This window comes from Mesorhizobium sp. L48C026A00, from assembly GCF_000502375.1.
Lineage (GTDB): Bacteria > Pseudomonadota > Alphaproteobacteria > Rhizobiales > Rhizobiaceae > Mesorhizobium > Mesorhizobium muleiense.
Map to the genome: position 1 here is coordinate 60,286 of NZ_AYWU01000024.1, position 19,491 is coordinate 79,776.

The 19,491-nt window shown below is 64.7% G+C and carries 18 protein-coding genes and 1 pseudogene; 11 read left to right on the forward strand and 8 right to left on the reverse strand.

Annotated elements, in window-relative coordinates:
- Positions 1-16 precede the first annotated feature (16 nt).
- Together X738_RS72055 and X738_RS72060 are read left to right on the forward strand one after the other, a co-directional pair.
- On the forward strand, positions 17-1,180 hold the full coding sequence (locus X738_RS72055; protein ID WP_023802296.1) for a hypothetical protein: 1,164 nt from the start codon (positions 17-19) through the stop codon (positions 1,178-1,180).
- Positions 1,167-1,790: a hypothetical protein gene (locus X738_RS72060; RefSeq protein ID WP_023802297.1), complete on the forward strand. Its 624-nt coding sequence runs from the start codon at positions 1,167-1,169 to the stop codon at positions 1,788-1,790. The genes X738_RS72055 and X738_RS72060 overlap by 14 nt, the downstream gene beginning before the upstream one ends.
- 149 nt (positions 1,791-1,939) lie before the next feature.
- Here the strand turns inward: X738_RS72060 and X738_RS72065 are convergent, their stop codons facing one another.
- Positions 1,940-2,965, reverse strand: a complete 1,026-nt coding sequence (locus X738_RS72065) for a threo-3-hydroxy-L-aspartate ammonia-lyase (RefSeq protein WP_023802298.1) — start codon at positions 2,963-2,965, stop codon at positions 1,940-1,942.
- A gap of 225 nt (positions 2,966-3,190) precedes the next feature.
- On the opposite strand from X738_RS72065, the gene X738_RS72075 reads away from it, so the two are divergent.
- Positions 3,191-4,168, forward strand: coding sequence for an ornithine cyclodeaminase family protein (locus X738_RS72075; RefSeq protein WP_023802300.1), 978 nt, complete (start codon positions 3,191-3,193; stop codon positions 4,166-4,168).
- Positions 4,169-4,524: 356 nt separating this feature from the next.
- Here the strand turns inward: X738_RS72075 and X738_RS72080 are convergent.
- Positions 4,525-5,859: pseudogene (locus X738_RS72080) on the reverse strand (NAD(P)/FAD-dependent oxidoreductase).
- Between the two features lie 175 nt (positions 5,860-6,034).
- Here X738_RS72080 and X738_RS72085 point away from each other — a divergent pair.
- A complete protein-coding gene (locus X738_RS72085) occupies positions 6,035-6,871 on the forward strand; it encodes a GNAT family N-acetyltransferase (protein WP_023802301.1) in 837 nt (278 codons plus the stop codon).
- A 22-nt stretch (positions 6,872-6,893) separates the two neighbouring features.
- On the opposite strand, the gene X738_RS72090 is transcribed toward X738_RS72085, so the two are convergent.
- From X738_RS72090 to X738_RS72100, 3 genes are read right to left on the reverse strand one after another with little or no spacing between them, the layout of a single operon-like run.
- Positions 6,894-7,334 carry a GtrA family protein gene (locus X738_RS72090; protein ID WP_245268693.1) on the reverse strand — a complete coding sequence of 147 codons (441 nt, stop codon included), beginning with the start codon at positions 7,332-7,334 and terminating at the stop codon, positions 6,894-6,896.
- Positions 7,327-8,013, reverse strand: a complete 687-nt coding sequence (locus X738_RS72095) for a class I SAM-dependent methyltransferase (protein ID WP_023802303.1) — start codon at positions 8,011-8,013, stop codon at positions 7,327-7,329. The genes X738_RS72090 and X738_RS72095 overlap by 8 nt, the downstream gene beginning before the upstream one ends.
- Entirely contained in the window at positions 7,988-8,962 is a 975-nt protein-coding gene (locus tag X738_RS72100) for a glycosyltransferase family 2 protein (protein WP_373420475.1), read from the reverse strand. The genes X738_RS72095 and X738_RS72100 overlap by 26 nt, the downstream gene beginning before the upstream one ends.
- Before the next feature lie 437 nt (positions 8,963-9,399).
- Between X738_RS72100 and X738_RS72105 the strand changes: the two genes are divergently transcribed.
- The 6 genes from X738_RS72105 (at position 9,400) to lpxK (ending at position 14,998) form a co-directional block, all read left to right on the forward strand.
- Positions 9,400-10,743 (forward strand): TldD/PmbA family protein, encoded by a 1,344-nt coding sequence (locus X738_RS72105; RefSeq protein ID WP_023802305.1) that lies wholly within the window; start codon positions 9,400-9,402, stop codon positions 10,741-10,743.
- Entirely contained in the window at positions 10,730-11,539 is an 810-nt protein-coding gene (locus X738_RS72110; protein WP_023802306.1) for a 3'(2'),5'-bisphosphate nucleotidase CysQ, read from the forward strand. The genes X738_RS72105 and X738_RS72110 overlap by 14 nt, the downstream gene beginning before the upstream one ends.
- 76 nt (positions 11,540-11,615) lie before the next feature.
- Positions 11,616-11,861 (forward strand): DUF4170 domain-containing protein, encoded by a 246-nt coding sequence (locus X738_RS72115; protein ID WP_023802307.1) that lies wholly within the window; start codon positions 11,616-11,618, stop codon positions 11,859-11,861.
- A gap of 5 nt (positions 11,862-11,866) precedes the next feature.
- Positions 11,867-12,655 carry a lysophospholipid acyltransferase family protein gene (locus X738_RS72120; RefSeq protein ID WP_023802308.1) on the forward strand — a complete coding sequence of 263 codons (789 nt, stop codon included), beginning with the start codon at positions 11,867-11,869 and terminating at the stop codon, positions 12,653-12,655.
- Positions 12,652-13,968, forward strand: a complete 1,317-nt coding sequence (gene waaA, locus X738_RS72125; RefSeq protein WP_023802309.1) for a lipid IV(A) 3-deoxy-D-manno-octulosonic acid transferase — start codon at positions 12,652-12,654, stop codon at positions 13,966-13,968. Before X738_RS72120 ends, waaA begins: the two co-directional genes overlap by 4 nt.
- A gap of 1 nt (position 13,969) precedes the next feature.
- A complete protein-coding gene (gene lpxK, locus X738_RS72130) occupies positions 13,970-14,998 on the forward strand; it encodes a tetraacyldisaccharide 4'-kinase (RefSeq protein ID WP_023802310.1) in 1,029 nt (342 codons plus the stop codon).
- Positions 14,999-15,080: 82 nt separating this feature from the next.
- Here the strand turns inward: lpxK and X738_RS72135 are convergent, their stop codons facing one another.
- On the reverse strand, positions 15,081-15,314 hold the full coding sequence (locus tag X738_RS72135; protein ID WP_027153867.1) for a DUF2093 domain-containing protein: 234 nt from the start codon (positions 15,312-15,314) through the stop codon (positions 15,081-15,083).
- Positions 15,315-15,457: 143 nt separating this feature from the next.
- Positions 15,458-16,384 (reverse strand): LysR substrate-binding domain-containing protein, encoded by a 927-nt coding sequence (locus tag X738_RS72140; RefSeq protein ID WP_023802313.1) that lies wholly within the window; start codon positions 16,382-16,384, stop codon positions 15,458-15,460.
- Positions 16,385-16,473: 89 nt separating this feature from the next.
- On the opposite strand from X738_RS72140, the gene X738_RS72145 reads away from it, so the two are divergent.
- Positions 16,474-17,367, forward strand: a complete 894-nt coding sequence (locus X738_RS72145; RefSeq protein ID WP_023802314.1) for a DMT family transporter — start codon at positions 16,474-16,476, stop codon at positions 17,365-17,367.
- Between the two features lie 239 nt (positions 17,368-17,606).
- Here X738_RS72145 and mutL read toward each other — a convergent pair whose 3' ends face one another.
- Positions 17,607-19,466, reverse strand: a complete 1,860-nt coding sequence (gene mutL / locus X738_RS72150) for a DNA mismatch repair endonuclease MutL (protein ID WP_023802315.1) — start codon at positions 19,464-19,466, stop codon at positions 17,607-17,609.
- Positions 19,467-19,491 lie beyond the last annotated feature (25 nt).

A 19,491-nucleotide genomic window follows, 5' to 3' on the forward strand; every position in this document is an offset into this window, starting at 1 on the left:
ATGGGTGGAGGCAGAGTTGGCGCTCGAAGATGTCGCGCGTCCGAGCGCTGGTGCTCGCGCCATGGTCATGACCGTCGCGGCGGTGCCGTTGCTGTTCGTGATCAGTGGACTGGCCATCCGCTATGCGGCTTTTGCTTCGGTGTCGGAGGAAACAGGTTTTGCGGCTTATGCCCGTGCGCTGTGCCGGTGGGATTGCGCCTGGTACGTTGGCATCAGCGAACAGGGCTATGAGCGCTTTCCCATTCCAAACCACAGCAATGTCGGTCGCTGGGGCTTCTTCCCGCTCTATCCGATGCTGGTGGCGGCGATCCGGTTTGTTTTCCCATATCCTACGATACTGATCGCGACGGTCACCTCGATTGCGTGCAGCTACGCCGCCTGTCTGGTGGCGTGGCCGCTGCTCGAGAACAACATGCGGGCCTATGTGCTGTATTGCGCGTTTCTGCTCAGCGGCCCGTTCTCGTTCCACTTCACGACCTTCCTGAGCGAACCGCTTTTCGTGCTGCTGACCTCGTGCGTTTTTCTGGCGCTCAAGCGCTCCAGCTATCTCGCCGCGGGCGTTTCATCCGCGCTGCTGTCGGCGACCAGGCTGGTCGGAGTCTTCGTCGTCTTTGCAACCGTCATTCAAATGTTCAGCGAGCACCGCCGGCAGGGCGGATCGGCGCTGTCTTTCCCGCGCTGGGTACTTGGCCGACCGGATCTGCTGGTCGCTGTCCTCATCTCGCCTGCCGGTTTGTTCGCTTACATCCTGTTCCTGTACCTCACCGTCGGAGACGGCTTTGCATTCCTGCACATCCAGCGCGCGTTCGGACGGGTGGCGGGCAATCCGCTGGTCTTCCTGTGGGACGGGCTCTCAGCTGTTCCGACCACCGGATGGCTGCCCACGGCGCCGCAATGGAGTGCGCTCTCCGCGATCACCGGGCTGGCGCTGTCGGCCGGTCTGGCGGCTCGCAGGCAATATGGCGCGGCACTGTTCTGCGCGCTCTGCATCATCCTGCCGCTGATCACCAACCTGGCCTCAATCGTCAGATATGTGATTGGGCTTGCGCCCCTGACAATGTTGCTCGTCGTCCTGTTGTCGGCGTCGAGGCTCATTTGGCTCGCGGCTTTGGTTCTCTTCCTTGGCGCCTGTTATTTCATGACTGTGGCGTGGATCGGAGGCTATCTTGCCCTGGTCTGACATTCCGGCCCCGTATCGGCGCGCCGCCTCGCTTGGCGGCTACGCGCTTGCGGCAGTTCTGGCCGGGTCCGAGATCGTCATCCTAGCGCTTGCTCTCAATCCGAACGTCAACGCCGATTACCGCGCCTTTTACATCGATCAGACGACGACCTGCCTTAATCGCGATGCGACCGGCAGCTACACACTTGGCCAGACGGTGTCGTTCCGGAGCGACGGCGCCAAACGGGCAGCCAGCATAAAGGTCTGCGGCTGGTCGGGGTCGGCCGGCGACGGCACCCATTCGCTAGGCGAGACCTCGCGGCTTCGCGTGAAGATACCGCCGCTCCGCGACAGCCTGATGGCCACGCTGCAAATGGCCGCCGTCATTCGTCCACCGCAGATCACGCAAAGGGTGGTGATCTCGGTGAACGGTGTTCGGGTGCATGCGGAGACGCTGTTTGGCAAAGAACCACGAACGGTCTCGTTCGTCGTTCCACCGGCGGCTCTCGGCAAGGCCGATACACTCGAAATCGCCTTCGACTATCTCGACGGCATTCCGCCGACTCCGGCCGCCAGCAACATCTACAAGCGCTCCATCAAGCTGGTGTCGTTGCGGCTGGATGCGATTTGAGATCACGCTCAAAATCCCTGCAGTCCATGCGTATCATGAACGCGCGCAATAGGCGTGTTCACAGAACGCTGTATTACAGCCAATGAAGAGCATTGCCGTGCGCTGGCGACAGCACGGGGTCGCAGCGTACCAGCAGTGCCGAGCGGGTCTTAGCGAAAGGTCTCCGGCCCGGGGCGCGCCATGGCCTGCTCGCGCGGCGTTTTGTCTGCGGCCGCCATGATCAAGCTGGCGAAGCGCGTGAGATCCACATTGCCGCCACTGACGATGACACCGATGCGCTGGCCGCGCAGGCTTTGCGATTCACTGCGAACCGCCGCCGCTGCAAGACAACCGGTGGGTTCGACCACGATTTTCATGCGCTCGGCGAAAAAATGCATCATTTCGATGAGCGCGTCGTCGCTGACCGTGGTGATAGCGGCAACCTTGTCGCGGATGACAGGAAAATTATGCGCGCCCAGATGGGTGACGACCGCGCCATCGGCGATGGATTTCGGCACTTCGATGGTGACGACCTCACCCCGCGCGAGGGATTGCTGACCATCATTGCCGGCCTCCGGTTCAACCCCGACGACCCTGCAGGCGGGCGCACATTCCGCTGCCGCCAGTGCGGCGCCGGCGAGCAGGCCGCCACCGCCAAGGCAGACATAAAGGGCATCGAGAGAGCCGGCCTCCTGGATAAGTTCAAATGTCGCCGTGCCTTGCCCGGCAATCACATCGGGGTGGTCATAGGGTGGAATGAGGGCGGCTCCTCGCTCGGCGGCGGTCCTGCTGCCAATCTCTTCGCGGTTCTCGCTGTAGCGGTCGTAGAATATCACTTCTGCGCCATAGCCGCGGGTGGCACGCACCTTCAGCTCGGGCGCATCCCTGGGCATGATGATCGCTGCCTTCACGCCCTTGATCGCGGCCGCATAGGCCAGCGCCTGCGCATGATTGCCCGAAGAATAGGCCACCACTCCGCGCGCCCGCGCCGAAATATCCAAGGCCAGAAGCGCGTTCATGGCGCCGCGGAACTTGAACGCGCCCCCACGCTGGAAGTTCTCGCACTTGAAGAACACCTCGGCGCCGGTCAGCTCGTTGAAGGTGCGCGAGGTCAGCACCGGCGTCCGGTGGGCCAATCCGGCGAGGCGCGCCGCGGCGGTCAGGACATCGTCGAATGTCGGGATATTGAGGGACATTGCGGGTCGCCTTCTTCACTTTGCCGATGGTGGGCTGGCCGATGAGCTGGCTTGTCTGCGACGATATGTGTTTGCGCGAACCGGCGATCGCATTCGATGGGAAAGTCGGCGCAGCATTCGTCCGAATGACGGGCGACAAACCGCAGGAAATGCCGCTCGTTGGCCAACACCGCTGTCTTCCCCCGAGAACCGCTGGCTAGAATGAGGGAAAGCCGGGGAGATGTCATGTCCGTCACCGCAGACGAGTCGCAGCTGGTACTGCTTGCGGGCGATCAGGTCGCGCCGCTGTTGGAGCCGGATGCCGTCCTCGATGCCGTGCGGCGGTCCTTCGAGCTTCACAGTGCGCGCGAAGGCAGGGTCTTTCCGCTTGTGCGCGAGAAGCTGCATACCGGCGGCATTTTCGGTATCAAGTCGGGCGACGTGCCGAAAGCCGATCTTCTGGGCTTCAAGGCAGCGGGCTTCTGGCCAGCCAACCGCGAACTCGGCAAGGAGCCGCATCAGGCGACCATCGTGCTTTTCGACCCGCACACCGGGCGTCCCTTGTGCATCATCGACGGGAACGCCATCACCACCTTGCGCACAGGGGCGGCTGGCGCCATTGGCCTGACCCTGCTGGCCCGCCCCGAAAGCCGGTCGATCTGCATTTTCGGCACCGGCACCCAGGGCCGGATCCAGCTGCGCCTGGCACTGCGTGAGATGCCCGGTCTGGACACCATCCATTACCTGACGGCGGACGGCCGGGCCGACGCGGCGTTCGAGGCGGCATTCGAGGATTTCGCGCCGGCCCATTCGAACCAAGCCGCCAAAGCTGTCGGCTCGAGCGATATCATCATCACCGCGACCCCTGGCAGCGGACCGCTGTTTCCGGCAGACGCGGTGCGGCCCGGCACGCACATCAACGCCGTGGGTGCCGATACGCAAGGCAAGCGGGAACTGCCCGACGGCCTGCTTCGCCGGGTACGGCTCTTTGCCGACGACTGCGAGCAATCGGCCGCTGTCGGCGAAGGCCAGTGGGACACCGGCTGCCAGGCGACCGAAATCGGCGATCTTCTGACCGGAAAAATTCCGTTCACGCGCGATGCCGCCGATATCACAGTCTTCGATATGACCGGGCTCGCGCTGCAGGATCTGACGGTCGCGGATATGCTCTGGCGACAGGCCAGGAGCCGGGGCACGGGAACGCGCGTGCCATGGCGCTGGTAGGCCGGGCCGAAGTGACCGACGGCGACGGAACAAAGCTCGAGACGCGATCTTCGTTGCGCACGGAACAGTCAATCAGCTCGCCCTGAAGGGTCCACTCAAGAAGATCTTCGTCATCGCTGAGAACTGACCACAGCTTCCTCTGTCCGAAAGGAACGAACTGCCACGCCGGACTATGGCGGGACAGGCGCCGTGGAAGCGGTGAAGCTGTGTGCCTGAAGCGCGCCTGTATGTATTGGATGCCGGAAGAGGGTGCGGCGGCGGCGACCGCATCGGCGAGAGCGGTCATCAAACGGTCCAGATCGCGCCTGAGCCCGTAGGTAACGATCGCTCAGCGTCCTTTGCTGTTGCCATTGCGGTCAATCGCGTCTGAAGGCGCCGACTTCCATTTTCGATCTGTCCGTGAAGCGTGACAGGCGGAATGGAGTCGCATCGACGCTTGCCGCGTCACCGGCGACCAGATCCGCCGCCAGATGGCCAATGCCAGGGCCGGCGCCGAAGCCGTGTCCGGAACAGCCAGCGGCGACGAACGCTCCGCCGATGCTGTCCACCGCCGAAATCACCGGTACTGCGTCCGGCGTGAAGTCGATATAGCCGCCCCAGGAGGACACGATGCCGGCATCGGCAACGGCGGGGAACAGGGCCTTTATCTGCGTCATGATGCTTGCCACCATCCGCTTGTCCGGAGCGGGATCGAGGACGCGGATGCGCTCAAACGGGGTCGGCCTGTCGAGATGCCAGCGACCGAGTGTTTCCGGGCCTGCGAAGAACGAGCGACTTATGCCGATCTCGACGGACTTCAGTCGGTTGATGAACATCGGCAGAAACGGGCGGGCGTAGCGGATGCCCTGCGGGGTGATCTCGAGCGTCGCCCTGCCGCTGGCGGCTATCGTGTAGCTGCCATCGATCCGGCGCGTCAGGGCACCGTCAGAGGTAAAGATTGCCCCGCCAAGATCCGGTGCAGGACCGGTCCGCAAGGTGGTCTGACGGACGCTGGCCTGCGGCAGCGAAACCGCATGCATGCGCAGGAAAGCAGAAGCCCAGGCGCCGGCGGCGCATAGCACTGCGCTGGTGCGGATAAGGCCTTTCTCGGTGACGACGCCGCTCACTTGCCCATTGGTGATATCCAGGCCGCGTGCCGCGCAGTTCTGATGAATGGTCGCGCCACGCTTGCGGGCGCCCTCGGCGATCCGCGGGGCGGCGAGCCAGGGCTCGGCCTTGCCATCGTCTGCAGCGTGGACACCGCCCAGTCATTTGCGGCCGCCAGCCGCAGGAACGGCGGCAGTGGCCTCGTCGGCCGTAAGCATCCGCGTCTTGACGTCGAACCGCCGGGCAACCGCGCGCCACTTGTCCCATTCGGCAAGTTGCTTTGGATCGTCCGTCGCATAGATGAGCCCGCAACGGCGGAAGCCAAGGTCGTGCCCGATCTCTTCGGTCAGCTCTTGCCACAGCCGCAGCGCCAGATTGGCAAGCGGCAATTCACGTGCATCGCGGTTCTGCCGGCGGCACCAGCCCCAGTTCCGGCTCGACTGTTCGCAGCCGACGTACCCCTTTTCGATCAGCGCCACCGACAGGCCGCGCCGCGCCAGGGAATAGGCCGCGCTGGCGCCGACAATCCCGCCGCCGATCACCACGACGTCCGCTGACTTGGGCAGCGTTTCATCGCTGCTGATGTGGTGGATTAAAGGAGACATGGCGGCCTCGGCAATCAATGATAGCTCGCAGTATCGGCGAACGGCGCCGCAGAATGCACTGACTGCAGTGGCACTTCGGTATTTTGCACGGAATATCGCCGGCATTCGGCGAGGGACGCGGAAGGGGCGATTCTATCGTCGTGTCAGTCTTCCCACTCCAACAGTCCTGGTGCTCATGAACACCCAGTCCATCACATTCGAACCTTTTGAAGCGCACCATCTTGAGGAAGCGACGGCCCTGTCGCGAGCGGCCGGCTGGCCGCACCGGAGCGAAGACTGGGCCATGATCTGGTCCCTGAGCAAAGGTCAGGTCGCCTTGGAAGCCGGCAGGGTGGTCGGAACCGCCTTCATGACCCCCTTCGGAAATACCTGCGCAACGCTCAACACCATCATCGTCGATGAGGCAATGCGTGGTCGCGGGCTGGGACGGCGGCTGACCACCACCGCGCTCGAGCAGGCCGGCGACCGCGAGTGCCGCCTTACCGCCACGGCCGACGGACTGCCTCTTTATGAAAAGCTGGGCTTTTTCGCGACGCACGATGTTCGCCAGCACCAGGGCACCGTCGGGCGGGTCAGTGCGCCCCCGGCCGTGGAATGGATCGGGTCCGAGCACCTTCCGACACTCACCGCGCTCGATCGCGCCGCCTTCGGTGCGGATCGCGCCGCACTCATGAACGCCTTGGCGGGCGAGGGACGGTTTGCGGCCATCACCAACGAGGACGGCATCGCGGCCTTCGCAGCCGTGAGGGCATTTGGCAGGGGCGAGGTCGTCGGACCGGTCGTGGCGGAGGATCGCGATCAGGCGAGAGCCCTGATCGCCTTCATCCTCTCGGGAATGCAGGGCTGCTTCGTGCGCATCGACATCCCTGAAGACGCCGGCCTTTCACCCTGGCTCGAAGGATTGGGGCTTGCCCATGTGGGCGGGCCGGTTGCCATGCTCCGGGGCGCAAGCAATATCCCGGGTTCCGCGAACGCACGCATCTTTGCCCTGGCCAGCCAGGCCCTCGGCTGAGCCCAACTCAGAAGGCCATGGATCAGGTGGAGCGGTCGCCGTGCTCGCCGGGTCCTCGCTGCGCAAAAACCCATCGGTCGAGCATGAGAAGATTGACCGCCGGAACAAGCAGGCATGTAACCAGAATGGCAATGATCGGCGGCAGGCCGAGTTTCGCCGTCAAAAGCGCCGGCGCCGCATAAGCCACGGCAAAGCCTGTCGCCGTCAGCAGGAGAAAACGCGCAGCTTCCGATCGATGCGATCCATTCGACATGAAGGTTACTGATTTATGGGCGAAATATGAAAACACGGCAGCCGCCGCGTAAGCCGCGAGCGACGCCTGGACCGGCGAAAGGCCGATCCATTTCGATTCGACCAAACCGATAGCCAGGGCAGCATACAGGATTGTCGCGGCGATGCCGACCAACCCGAAGCGCGCCAGCAGCTTCAGCCCGGCACCGGCAGTCGAACGGTCCTCAGACATGCGCGCTGCACGCATACTGGGCCCCGAGCGGCAGAGGCGCGAGCAGGCGCTCGAGTCGTCTGGCGAAGGACCTGGCCGACGGCAGCAGCAGGAAGTGCTCGGATCGGATATCCTGAAAACCCGTCTCCTGAAAAAGGGATCTTGCCTTGGCGGCGTTGAGCAGGACCGCGTCCTGGTCGAACGGACACCGGAACACCGCAAGACGCGTCAGCGGATTATGGGGGTTATGCTCGATGATGCAGGCGACGCCGCCCGGCCGCACGACGCGCCGCATTTCCCGGAAGAAATCGGGCCAGGAGGCGGGCGGAACGTGATGGACGACGCAACTGGCGAAAGCCAGATCGAACGCGCCGTCGCCATAAGGCAGGCGCGGCGTCGTGCAGGCCCTGTAGGTCACACACGGATTGTCCTGGCCGGCGCGCAGGATCGATTCTTCCGAGACGTCGCAGCCATCCAGGCTCTCGAACGCGCCTTCGAGATAAGGGTGGAGCGACCCGACGCCGCAGCCGATATCCAGCGCCCGCACCCCGCCCTGTCGAAGCCCACGCTCGACAACGAGACGCCGCAGCAGGTCGGCCTTGGCGATCAGAAAAAAGTCGTGCCCGAGTCCGGAAAACCGGATGGATCCTGCGACCGCCTCGCCATAGTTCGATTTATAGCTGTCGAAGAGTTCGGCCATCAGCCGAGGCTCCGTTCCTGGGTTTTCGAAACGGTCGACGGCTCTCACTGGCGGCACGCATCGCCTTGTCGAAGCCGGCGACCCGATCGATCACGTAAAGCGGACGGCGTTTCACCTCGGCGTGGATGCCGCCGACATAGAGCCCGACCACGCCGGTCATGAAAAGATTGATGCCGCAAAGCAGCGACACGATCACCACGGTGGATGTCCAGCCGGCAATGATGCCGGTTTCAAAAATCCAGGCGAAGATGGCGTAAATGCCGAACAACACCGCAAGCGCGGAGATCGCTAATCCGCCCCACAGCGCCATGCGCAGCGGCTTCTCGGAGAAGCTTACGATGCCGTGAACGGCAAGGTGCATCATCTTCCAGAATGGGTATTTGGTCTGGCCAAGGGTCCGCGCCGGGCGTTCGAAAGGCACCGCTGTCTGCTTGAACCCCATCCAGGCGAACATGCCCCTGACGAAACGGTCGTGTTCGGGCATTTGCTTGAAGGTTTCCAGAGCCTTGCGTCCGACCAGGCGAAAATCGCCGACGTCGCGGGGGATGTCGACCGACGTCATCTTCTCCAGCAGGCGGTAGAAGAGACTCGCCGTCAGGCGCTTGAACCAGGATTCGCCCTCACGCTTGACACGGCGGGCATAGACGATCTCGAAGCCTTCCTTCCACTTCGCCACCAGATCGAGGACCACCTCCGGCGGGTCTTGCAGGTCGGCATCCATGACGATGACGGCATCACCCGCAGCCGCATCCATACCGGCCGTGATCGCGACCTGATGGCCGAAATTGCGGGAAAGCTCGATCAGCCGGAAGCGCGGCTCGACGGCGACGACGTTGCGAAGGTATTCGACGCTCCCATCGAGGCTGCCGTCATCGACGAAGATCGCCTCAGTCTCACCGTCCAGCCGGCCGATCAGCGAACTAATCCGCTCGATCAGTCGCGGCAGCACCTGTTCTTCATTGTATATGGGAAGGACCAGCGAGTACCGCGGCGGCGACACGTTCACCGCAGTCCTGATGCTTTGGATCACAGGGTCTCGCATGCCGTTGAAAATGGAACGCAAGCTACAAAGTTCCAAGAACATACAAGAAATCGCTAAATTTAGCGGTTTCGGCCAGGTGCTGATCATGCGGGGAAAGGAACACAGGCGTTACCGCAATCGAGCGTCCATTTGTGGTCGGAGCACGGCGCCAATGGGCTATCGGCCAGTCCGAAACCGCCGCGAAGCAACCTTTGAGGCCCGCTTCGATCATGCCGCCCAAAACCGGGTGTCTGCTGGCCGATTTGCCCCGCTTGCCACTTCTGCCATTGCACAAGCCACATCAGAACAATAGATGGTGCGGAGCGGCCGCCCCTTATGTCAGGCGGAAAAACAGGACTATGCGCATGACCGATACGCTGGACTCAGCGAAATTGACCGACCGGGTCGCGGCCCTGGTCGAGGCTGCCAAACGGGCCGGCGCCGACGCCGCCGACGCGGTTGCGGTGCGCGGCCGTTCGACCGGCGTGTCGGTGCGGCTTGGCAAGGTCGAGGGCACCGAGGCGTCCGAGAGCGAGGATGTCTCGCTGCGCGTCTTCGTCGGCAAGCGGGTGGCGAGCGTCTCGGCAACCGCTGCCTCCGACCCGAAAGCGCTAGCCGAGCGCGCCGTGGCGATGGCGAAAGTCTCGCCGGAAGATCCCTACCAGGGCCTCGCCGATCCGGCCTTGCTGGTCAAGAAGCCGCGCGACCTCGATCTGTTCGATCCGACGGAAGTCTCGGCCGACCAGTTGAAGGAAGCGGCGCTGGCCGCGGAAGCGGCGGCCCTTGCCGTCAAGGGCGTTACCAATTCGGCCGGCAGCGGCGCCAGCGCCGGGCTTGGCGGGCTGGTGCTCGCCACCTCGCACGGCTTTGTCGGCCACTATGTCGCCTCGCGCTTTTCGCGCTCGACCAGCGTCATCGCCGGCGAGGGCACCGGCATGGAGCGCGACTATGAATACTCCTCGCGCCAGCATTTCTCCGATCTCGACGCGCCCGAGGACATCGGCCGCAAGGCCGGCGAACGCGCGGCGCGGCGCATCGGCGCGCGCAAGGCGGCGACGGGGCCGGTCGATGTGGTGTTCGACCCGCGCGTCGCCCGCGGCATTGCCGGCCATCTCGCCGGCGCCATCAATGGCGCCTCCGTCGCGCGCAAGACCAGCTTTCTGCGCGACATGATGGGCAAGCAGGTGGCGGCGGCCGCGATCACCGTCACCGACGAGCCGCTCCGGCTCCGTGGCCAGGCGTCGCGTCCGTTCGACGGCGAAGGCATCGAGGGTGAAAAGCTGCTTATGGTTGAGAAGGGCGTTTTGAACCACTGGTTCCTGTCGACCTCAGTCGCGCGGGAATTGGCGCTGACCACCAACGGGCGCGGCTCGCGCAACGGCTCCTCGGTCTCGCCGTCATCGACTAATCTTGCCATCGAGCCGGGCGAGCGGACGCCCGAGGACCTCATCAAGTCGCTCAAATCAGGTTTTTACGTCACCGAGGTGTTCGGCCAAGGCGTCGACATGGTGACTGGCGAGTACAGCCGCGGCGCTTCCGGCTTCTGGATCGAGAATGGCGAGCTCGCCTATCCGGTTGCGGAAGTGACCATCGCCTCGAACCTGAAGACGATGTTCCTCAACATGGTTCCGGCGAGCGATCTCGATCGCAATTTCGGCACCGCCGCACCAACGCTGCTGATCGAAGGCATGACCCTTGCCGGAGCTTGACCAGGTCGCCTCCGCCGCCGGGGCTCGTGAGGATCTGCCGCTGCTGCGCGACGCTGCCCGCGAGGCGGGCGCCATCGCCATGCGCTATTTCGGCAACAATCCGCAAGTGTGGATGAAGGGCGGCACCTCACCGGTGAGCGAGGCCGATCACGCCGCCGACGCCTATCTGCGCCAAACCTTGCTTGCAGCGCGGCCGGACTATGGCTGGCTGTCGGAGGAGACGGCCGACGATCCGGCAAGGCTTGCCGCCCGCCGCACCTTCGTCGTCGATCCGATCGACGGCACCCGCGGCTTCCTCGAAGGCCTGCGCTCCTGGTGCGTCAGCGTCGCGGTGGTCGAGGACGGCCGCACGCTTGCCGGCGTGCTCGAATGTCCTGCCACGGAGGAGACCTATTGGGCGCTGCCAGGTGAGGGGGCGTTCCTGAATGGCCGTCGCATTGCCGTGCGCCGCCCGGCAGCGATGGTCGAAATTGGCGGGCCGAAGCCATTGATCGCCCTGATGCCGGCGCAGTGGCAAGGCCGGCTGAGCCGCGTGCCCTATATTCCCTCGCTCGCCTATCGGCTGGCGATGGTCGCCAATGGCCGGCTCGACGCGACCTTCGTCAAACCCAGCGCACATGACTGGGACATCGCCGCGGCGGATCTCATTCTGCGCGAGGCCGGCGGCGCATTGCTCGACCAGAAGGGCCGCGCACCGCGCTATGCCGGCGAAGTAATCCAGCACGGCGCGCTGGTCGCCGGCAGCGGCGAACTGCTCGCCGTCCTCTCCGCCGTCGTCGCAGGGCTGGACGATTGAACATGTCATCAATGGTTCCAAAGTCGGCGGCTTTGGTCTAGACCTGTCACAAACTCACGATATGTGAAGGACCGACATGACCGCGGAAGACGGAAAGAAGCAGCTATTGCACCTGGTGTTCGGCGGCGAACTGAAGACGCTGGGCGGAACAGAATTCCGTGATCTCGAGACGCTCGATATCGTCGGCATCTATCCGGATTATCAATCCGCGCAAACGGCGTGGAAAGCCAAGGCCCAAGCCAGCGTGGACAATGCCCACATGCGTTATTTCGTCGTTCACCTGCACCGGTTGCTCGACCCCGAAAACAAGCCTGCCGGTTGACATGGATGGATCATGAAGGCGTGAAAGGGCCGGCCACGAGGTCCGCGGCAAGGCGGCGCCGCGGTGGCACCCCGAAGACATTCTGGCGCAAGATACGCGAACCGCTGGCGCAATCGCGATTCGTCAAGAACGCCATCGCCAGCCTGTTTGCGCAGTTCGTTCGCCTCGTCCGCCTGACCAATCGTGCTGTCGACGGATCAGCGCAGATGTCGGGCGGCGCCTACTCGCAGTTCGAACCCGCCATCATCGCGCTGTGGCACGGCCAGCATCTTCTGACTCCGGCCTACTATCCCGGGGGACGGCCAGTAGTCGCCATGGTGTCGCGTAGTGCCGATGCCGAGCTCAACGCACTGATGATCGAGAAATTCGGGATCGAGGCGGTGCGCGGCTCGGGTGGACGCGAAGGCTCGAAGCGTCGCGACAAGGGCGGCGCCAAAGCGCTGATCGCCCTGAAAAAGTCACTCGCCATCGGCAAGAACGTCGCCATGATCGCTGACATTCCGCATGGCACGCCGCGCGACGCCGGGCTTGGCATCGTTCTCCTGGCGCGGCTTTCGGGCCGGCCGATCCTGCCCGCCGCAATCGCCACCAGCCGCCGCAAGGTGCTGGAGCGCAGCTGGGACAAGACCACGATCAATCTGCCGTTCGGCCGCTCCTCGATCGTGCTTGGAGCGCCGGTGTTCGTTCCGGCCAACGCCGACGAGGCTGAAATGGAACGCAAGCGCCAGGAGGTCACGGCCGCGCTCAACGCCGCGACCGCCGAGGCCTACCGCCTCGTGGATGGCCCAAAATGAGCGAGCGCTGGGCGCGCACTTTCCTGACGGCGTATCGTTTCGCAGGCGCAGCCGCCTATCCCCTGGTCGGGCCCTATGTCGCCTGGCGCACCTCCAGAGGCAAGGAGGATCGAATTCGCCGGCGCGAGCGCTATGGCATCGCCGGGCGCGAGCGCCCCGAAGGGCCGCTGATCTGGATCCATGCGGCGAGCGTCGGCGAGACGATCGCCGTCGTGCCGCTGGTTGAGAGCATCCTCGATTACGGTGTCAACATCGTGCTGACGACGGGGACCGTCACCTCCGCTCAGGTTGCCGAGGAACGGCTCGGCGACCGCATCATCCACCAATACGTGCCGCTCGACCTCAAGCCGGCGGTCAGCCGCTTCCTCGACCATTGGCGGCCGGATCTGGCGATCATCGCCGAATCGGAGATCTGGCCGATGACCATCCTCGAGCTCGGCGCACGGCGTGTGCCGCAGGTGCTGGTCAATGGCAGGCTGTCGGACCGTTCGTACAAATCCTGGAAGAAGCGCGCCAACATCGCCGAGGCGCTGTTCGAGAATCTCGCCCATGTTGTCGCCCAGTCGGATGTCGACGGCGAGCGCTTCCTCTCGCTCGGCGCCCGGCCGGTCACCGTATCCGGCAATCTCAAGGTCGACACCACGCCGCCGCCGGCCGATGAAAGAGCGCTGTACACGCTGAAGCGCCAGATCGGCGCCCGCCCGACCTGGGCGGCGATCTCGACCCATGACGGCGAGGAGGCGGTCGCCGCCGAGGTTCACGCGATGCTGCACAAGCGGCACCACGGTCTTTTGACCATCGTCGTGCCGCGTCATCCCGATCGCGCCGAAGCGCTTGCCGCGCAGATTTCCGGCATGGGCCTGAAACTCGCTCGGCGCAGCAAGGGCGACCGGATCATCGCCGATACGGACATTCTGCTCGGCGACACGATGGGCGAGATGGGGCTTTATCTCCGGCTGACAGAGATCGCCTTCGTTGGCCGGTCGCTCACCTCGGAGGGCGGCCAGAACCCGCTGGAGCCGGCCATGCTCGACACGGCGGTGCTGGCCGGCCGCAACGTCCAGAATTTTCGCGAGACCTATCAGCGCCTGCTCGACAGCGGCGGCGCCAAGCTGGTGCGCGACCGCGACATGCTGGCCGGCGCCGTCAATTTCCTTTTGACCAACGAGGTGGCTCGCCACGAGATGATGGCCGCCGGTGCGGCGACTGTCGAAGAGATGCGCGGCGCGCTGGCGCTCACCTTGAAGTCGCTCGAACCCTACATTCAGCCTTTGGTCGTCAAATCGCGCCTCAAGGGCGCCAACGGCCGTTAAGATGGCCAGCGAAGCGCCCCCCTTTTGGTGGGAAGAACCGGACTGGCGGGCGCTGGCGCTGGCGCCGCTGTCGGCGGTCTATGCGCTGGTTGCCGGTCGCCGCATGCGCTCAGCGGCCCGCGAGAAGATCGAGGCGCCGGTGCTTTGCGTCGGCAACTTCACCGTCGGCGGCACCGGCAAGACGCCGGTGGCGATCGCGCTGGCCCGGCAAGCCAGGCGCATGCAGCTCAATCCAGGTTTCCTGTCGCGCGGCCATGGCGGCTCCTTCGCGCGGCCGCATGTCGTCGATCCGCACCATGACGCCGCCAAGCATGTCGGCGATGAGCCGCTGCTTTTGGCTGCGCATGCGCCGGTCGCAGTGACGCCGAACCGTGCCGCCGGCGCACGCCTCCTGCTGGAAAAGCATGGCTGTGATTTCCTGATCATGGATGACGGTTTCCAGAGCGCGCGCATCCACATCGACTATGCGCTGGTCGTCGTCGACGCACGCTACGGCGTCGGCAACGGCCGCGTCATTCCCGGCGGTCCGCTCAGGGCTGGTATCGTCGACCAACTGGTTTTCACCAGCGCGCTGCTGAAAATGGGCGAGGGCCTTGCTGCCGATGCCGTCGTTCGCCGGGCGGCGCGCGCCGGCCGGCCGATCTTCGAGGCGCATACGCGGCCAACCAGCAAGGCGGGGCTGGCCGGCAAGCGATATCTGGCGTTTGCCGGCATCGGCCATCCCGACAAATTCTTCGACACGGTCCGTCAGGCCGGCGGCGAGGTTGCGCTGGCCCGGTCGTTTCCTGACCATCATTTCTATGGCAAGGACGAACTAGCCGAACTGGCAACGACAGCGCGAGGTGCCGGACTTGGCCTCATCACCACCGCCAAGGACGCCGCCCGGCTACGCCACGATGCCGTGTCTGCCGATTTTCTCGGACAGCTCGATGTGCTGGAGATCGACACCGTGTTCGATCCCGACCACGTGCCCGAACGCATCATCGTCGAGACGCTGGATGCCTGGCGGCAGCGCAAGCTGCAGGGCTGATCCAGAGAACCTTCAAGCGCCGCGGCCGTCGAAGACGCCGGCGGGACAGGATCGCTACAGAACGGCTTTCATCTGCGTCGGACTAACGTCGGCTGCGCAGTTCGGGATGTGCCTCGATCTCGCGGCGCAGCGAGGCCGCGGCACTCACATAGGGCTCCTGCCTGGCGACGCTCCAGTATTTGAGCTCATCGAGCGGGATGCTTTCGCCGGTGACCGCACAGCGCACGAAGGCGCCGGGGCTGGTCACCTGGAAGTCGCCGTCCAGGTAGCGGATACGGGCTTCCTTGCCGCCGGGGCCTTCAAAGCGATTCATCATGACATGGAGCCAAGGTTCATGACGATGTCATCGCCACAAAATGCCGGCAAGGTCAAGCTCCGAACGAGGCAAGATTGGCTTCAGTCGGCTTCGTTTCGAACGGCAACCAGCCGAGCAGGCCGGCAAAGTGGATGCCCCGCATCCTACTGCTCGGCTGCGATGAAATCCTCGATCTTTTCCGCCGCCAGTCCGGCTTGGGCCGCGATGCGCCGGGCAAGCTCGGCTGCGGCGGCGCGCGGGCGCCCGATAGGTCGGTCGAGCCAATAGGATATCGGGCTGAGGACGACGCGCTCGTCGGCCGCGATGATACGGCCAGACTTCAGTTGATCCTCGGTCATCGGCGGCCGCGCCAGCGCGATGCCGAGACCATGGGCGGCGGCGCCGAGCACCAGATTGTAGTCCTCGAAACGGCGATCCTGCGGACGCGGGCGGTAATCGATGTCCTGTGCGGCAAACCAGGCACGCCAGGCCGAGGCGTCGGAATCGTTGATCAGCGGGAATTTGAGCAGCCGGGCAGGGTCGCCTCGGCCGATCTCGCAGGCGAGGTCCGGCGAGGCGACCGGAAACACATGTTCCTCGAACAGCTGCACCGAGACGCGGCCGGGGATGCGGCCGCGTCCGCAGCGGATCGACAGATCGATGCCCTCGTCGGCAAGGTCCGCCTGGCGGATATCGACGTCGAGCACGATGCGCAGCCTGGACGGATTGTTTTCCAGCGCCGCCATGCGCGGCATCAGCCACAGCCCGCTGACCGAGGGAATCGAGGTCAGCCGCACCACGGCGGTGCCGCGCGGCTCGATCCAGCGGTCCGAATTGCTCGATATCAGCGCGAAGGCCTCAGTGGTGCGCAGATGCAGGCGGTTGCCTTCGATCGTCAGCGAGACACCTCGCGCGCCGCGATCGAACACTTTCAGCCCGAGCCAGTCCTCCAGCTTGGCGATCTGCCGGCTGACGGCGCCATGGGTGAGGTTGAGTTTTTCGGCAGCGGCCGAAAAGCTACCCGTCCGTGCCGCGGCGTCGAAGGCGCGCAGGGTTTCGAGCGGCAGCATCGCGTCTGAGCTGTGATCCATAGTCACAGCTGACCCTCGATTTGGTCGTTTGTCAACCGATCGGGAAAGGCGCTTTGTATGTTGAGAGCATGAAACGCGGGAATAATGAAATGAACGCTTGTACCGGCACGTTGAATACGACACAGCGGATCGACACCACGGCGGCCATTGCGGTGGCGTTGACAGTGGTCGGCTGGGCCTCCGCCTTTCCGGCGATCCGTGCCGGCCTCGTCGCTTTCGGGCCGCTGGAGCTTGGCGCGCTGCGCTTCGCCATCGCGGCGGTGCCGGCGGCGATCTTCCTCGCCGTCAAGCGGCCGGCGCTGCCCCGGCTCGATGAATTATGGCGCTTTGCCTTCGGCGGCGCCGTCTTCGTTGCGCTGTACACGGTAATGCTCAATTTCGGCGAGCTGACCGTCTCGGCGGGTGCCGCCGGCTTCATCATTAATGTCAGCCCGATCTTCACCGCGATCATGGCGATGGCGCTGCTTGGCGAACGCTTCTCGGGCCTGGCCTGGGCCGGCACATTCCTGTCCTTCGCCGGCATCGGCATCATCGCCATGGGCGAGGGGCAAGGGTTGCATTTCAACAATGGCGCGCTGCTGGTCCTCGGCTCGGCGCTGTGCTCGGCGGTCAACACCATCGTGCAAAAGCCGCTGTTTGCCCGCCATCATCCACTGACCATTTCGGCCTCGAACATGCTGCTCGGCGCGCTCTGTCTGCTGCCCTTCCTGCCGAACGGCCTGGCGCAGGCGGCAGTTGCCGATACCGCCGGTCTCGGCGCCGTCGTCTTTCTCGGCATCGTGCCAAGCCTCATCGCCTACGCCGCCTGGGCGACAGCACTTTCCCGGCTGCCGGCGGCGCGCGCCTCGAACTTCCTTTATCTGGTTTCGCCGGTGGCGACGCTGATCGGCTTCTTCTGGCTGGGCGAGGTGCCGACGCTGCTCGGCATTCTCGGTGGCGCGCTGGCGCTCGGCGGCGTGGTCGTGGTGAATTTGAAGCGGTGAATCAGAGGGTTGGAGGTTTGCTTGAATCATAGACAGCTGTTTCGAACGGCTCTTTATGATTTCCCCTCTCCGGTTTGCTTCGCAAACCACCTCTCCCCACTTCGTGGGGCGAGGAACCCAAGTTTTCTGGGGTCGCGGCCTTGGCGATTGGTGTTTCCTCGCCCCCATTTTAATGGGGAGGTGGCCGCGAAGCGGCCGGAGAGGGGGCTACGCCGTTACAACTGAAAAGCTCAGTCCCTTCACCGCCGCCCGAACAGTCGCTCAATGTCGGCGAGCCTGAGCTCGATATAGGTCGGGCGGCCGTGGTTGCAGGTGCCGGACCCGGGCGTCGCCTCCATCTGGCGCAGCAGTGCGTTCATCTCTTCCGGCTTGAGCAGGCGGCCGGAACGCACCGAGCCGTGGCAGGCCATGGTCGCGGCTATCCTGTCCAGCCGCTCTTTCAGCGTGTCGACGGTGTCGTTGTCGGCGATCTCGTCGGCAAGGTCGCGCACCAGCTGCTGGACATTGGTTTCGCCGAGCATCGACGGCGTCTCGCGCACCGCGACCGCACCCGGGCCGAAGCGCTCGACGGCGAGGCCGAAGCGGGCCAGTGTTTCGGAATGCAACGCGAGCCGTTCTGCATCCTCTTCCGGCAGATCGACGATCTCGGGCAAAAGCAGCATCTGCGACGGCACGGCGCGCGAATGCAATGCGTTCTTCAGTGCCTCGTATACCAGCCGCTCATGCGCCGCATGCTGGTCGACGATAACGAGCGAATCCCTGGTCTGCGCGACGATGTAGTTCTCGTGCACCTGCGCGCGTGCGGCACCCAGCGCCATGCCGAGCAGCGTCTCCGCCGCTTCGTCTTGTCCGGCGCGCGCGTCGGCGCTGTGAAGCGAACCGGCAGCGAACGCCGCCTGATCGTTTTCGCTGAAGCCGCCATTTGCAAATCCTGCATCCAGCGGCCGTTGCGACGAGCGGGAAGGATCGAAACCGGCGAAGCCGGAGGCCCGGTAGGCCGCTTCGTAGCTGCGATGGCCGTTGGCCGGTCCTGGATGCGCATAGGATGCTGCGCCTGGCCGGAATGCCGCCATCATGCCGGCCGCCCCTGATGTGGCGGCACGGATGCCGGCATTGGCCAGCGCCTCGCGAATGGCGCCGACGATCAGCCCGCGCACCAGCCCCGGATCGCGAAAGCGGACGTCGGCCTTGGCCGGGTGGACATTGACGTCGACGATGGCCGGATCGAGCGTCAGGAACAGCACCGTCACCGCATGGCGGTCGCGCGGCAGCACGTCGGCGAAGGCGCCACGGATAGCGCCGGCAATCAGCTTGTCGCGCACCGGCCGGCCGTTGACATAGGCGTATTGCTGCAGCGCGTTGGCGCGGCTGAACGACGGGATCGAAACGTGGCCGGCAAGATGCACACCGTCGCGCATGGCGTCGATGGCGATCGCGTTGGGCGGAAAGCCGGCGCCCATCACCTGCGCGACGCGGCGCAGCCGGCCTTCCGGGCTGTCGTCGGTCGCCGGCAGTTCCAGCGTCGAGCGGTCGGAGCCGGCCAGCGTGAAGCGCACGGCCGGGAAAGCGATCGCGATACGCTTGATCACGTCGCTGGTCGCCGAGCTTTCGGCGCGCTCGCCCTTCATGAATTTGAGCCGCGCCGGCGTGGCGAAGAACAGGTCGCGCACCTCGACCGTGGTGCCGCGATTGGCGGCCGCCGGCTTGACGGCAGATACGCGGCCGCCTTCGATGCCGATCTCGGCGGCGCTGTCGCCGTTGGCGGTGCGCGAGCGGATCGACAGCCGCGCCACCGAGCCGATCGACGGCAGCGCTTCGCCGCGAAAGCCGAGCGAGTGGATGTCGTGAATGTCATCGGCGAGCTTCGAGGTGCAATGGCGTGCGATCGCCAGCGGCAGTTCCTTTTCCGGGATGCCTGAGCCATCGTCGGTGACGCGGATCAGGTTCAGCCCGCCGCCGGCGGTGACGATCTCTATTCTCGCAGCGCCGGCATCGAGTGCGTTCTCGACCAGTTCCTTGACCACGCTTGCCGGACGCTCGATGACTTCGCCGGCGGCGATCTGGTTGATCATCGTTTCGGAAAGCTGGCGAATGGGCATGGGGTACTATACGCGGATTCGTCGC

What these genes read in the sequence shown, in the direction of transcription:
- X738_RS72105 (WP_023802305.1), top strand. Translation starts at nt 9,400, where the DNA reads ATGACCGATACGCTGGACTCAGCGAAATTGACCGACCGGGTCGCGGCC.
- X738_RS72065 (WP_023802298.1), bottom strand. Translation starts at nt 2,965, where the DNA reads ATGTCCCTCAATATCCCGACATTCGACGATGTCCTGACCGCCGCGGCG.
- X738_RS72135 (WP_027153867.1), bottom strand. Translation starts at nt 15,314, where the DNA reads ATGATGAATCGCTTTGAAGGCCCCGGCGGCAAGGAAGCCCGTATCCGC.
- mutL (WP_023802315.1), bottom strand. Translation starts at nt 19,466, where the DNA reads ATGCCCATTCGCCAGCTTTCCGAAACGATGATCAACCAGATCGCCGCC.
- X738_RS72090 (WP_245268693.1), bottom strand. Translation starts at nt 7,334, where the DNA reads ATGTCTGAGGACCGTTCGACTGCCGGTGCCGGGCTGAAGCTGCTGGCG.
- lpxK (WP_023802310.1), top strand. Translation starts at nt 13,970, where the DNA reads ATGGCCAGCGAAGCGCCCCCCTTTTGGTGGGAAGAACCGGACTGGCGG.
- X738_RS72115 (WP_023802307.1), top strand. Translation starts at nt 11,616, where the DNA reads ATGACCGCGGAAGACGGAAAGAAGCAGCTATTGCACCTGGTGTTCGGC.
- X738_RS72120 (WP_023802308.1), top strand. Translation starts at nt 11,867, where the DNA reads ATGGATCATGAAGGCGTGAAAGGGCCGGCCACGAGGTCCGCGGCAAGG.
- X738_RS72145 (WP_023802314.1), top strand. Translation starts at nt 16,474, where the DNA reads ATGAACGCTTGTACCGGCACGTTGAATACGACACAGCGGATCGACACC.
- X738_RS72085 (WP_023802301.1), top strand. Translation starts at nt 6,035, where the DNA reads ATGAACACCCAGTCCATCACATTCGAACCTTTTGAAGCGCACCATCTT.
- waaA (WP_023802309.1), top strand. Translation starts at nt 12,652, where the DNA reads ATGAGCGAGCGCTGGGCGCGCACTTTCCTGACGGCGTATCGTTTCGCA.
- X738_RS72075 (WP_023802300.1), top strand. Translation starts at nt 3,191, where the DNA reads ATGTCCGTCACCGCAGACGAGTCGCAGCTGGTACTGCTTGCGGGCGAT.
- X738_RS72095 (WP_023802303.1), bottom strand. Translation starts at nt 8,013, where the DNA reads ATGGCCGAACTCTTCGACAGCTATAAATCGAACTATGGCGAGGCGGTC.
- X738_RS72140 (WP_023802313.1), bottom strand. Translation starts at nt 16,384, where the DNA reads ATGGATCACAGCTCAGACGCGATGCTGCCGCTCGAAACCCTGCGCGCC.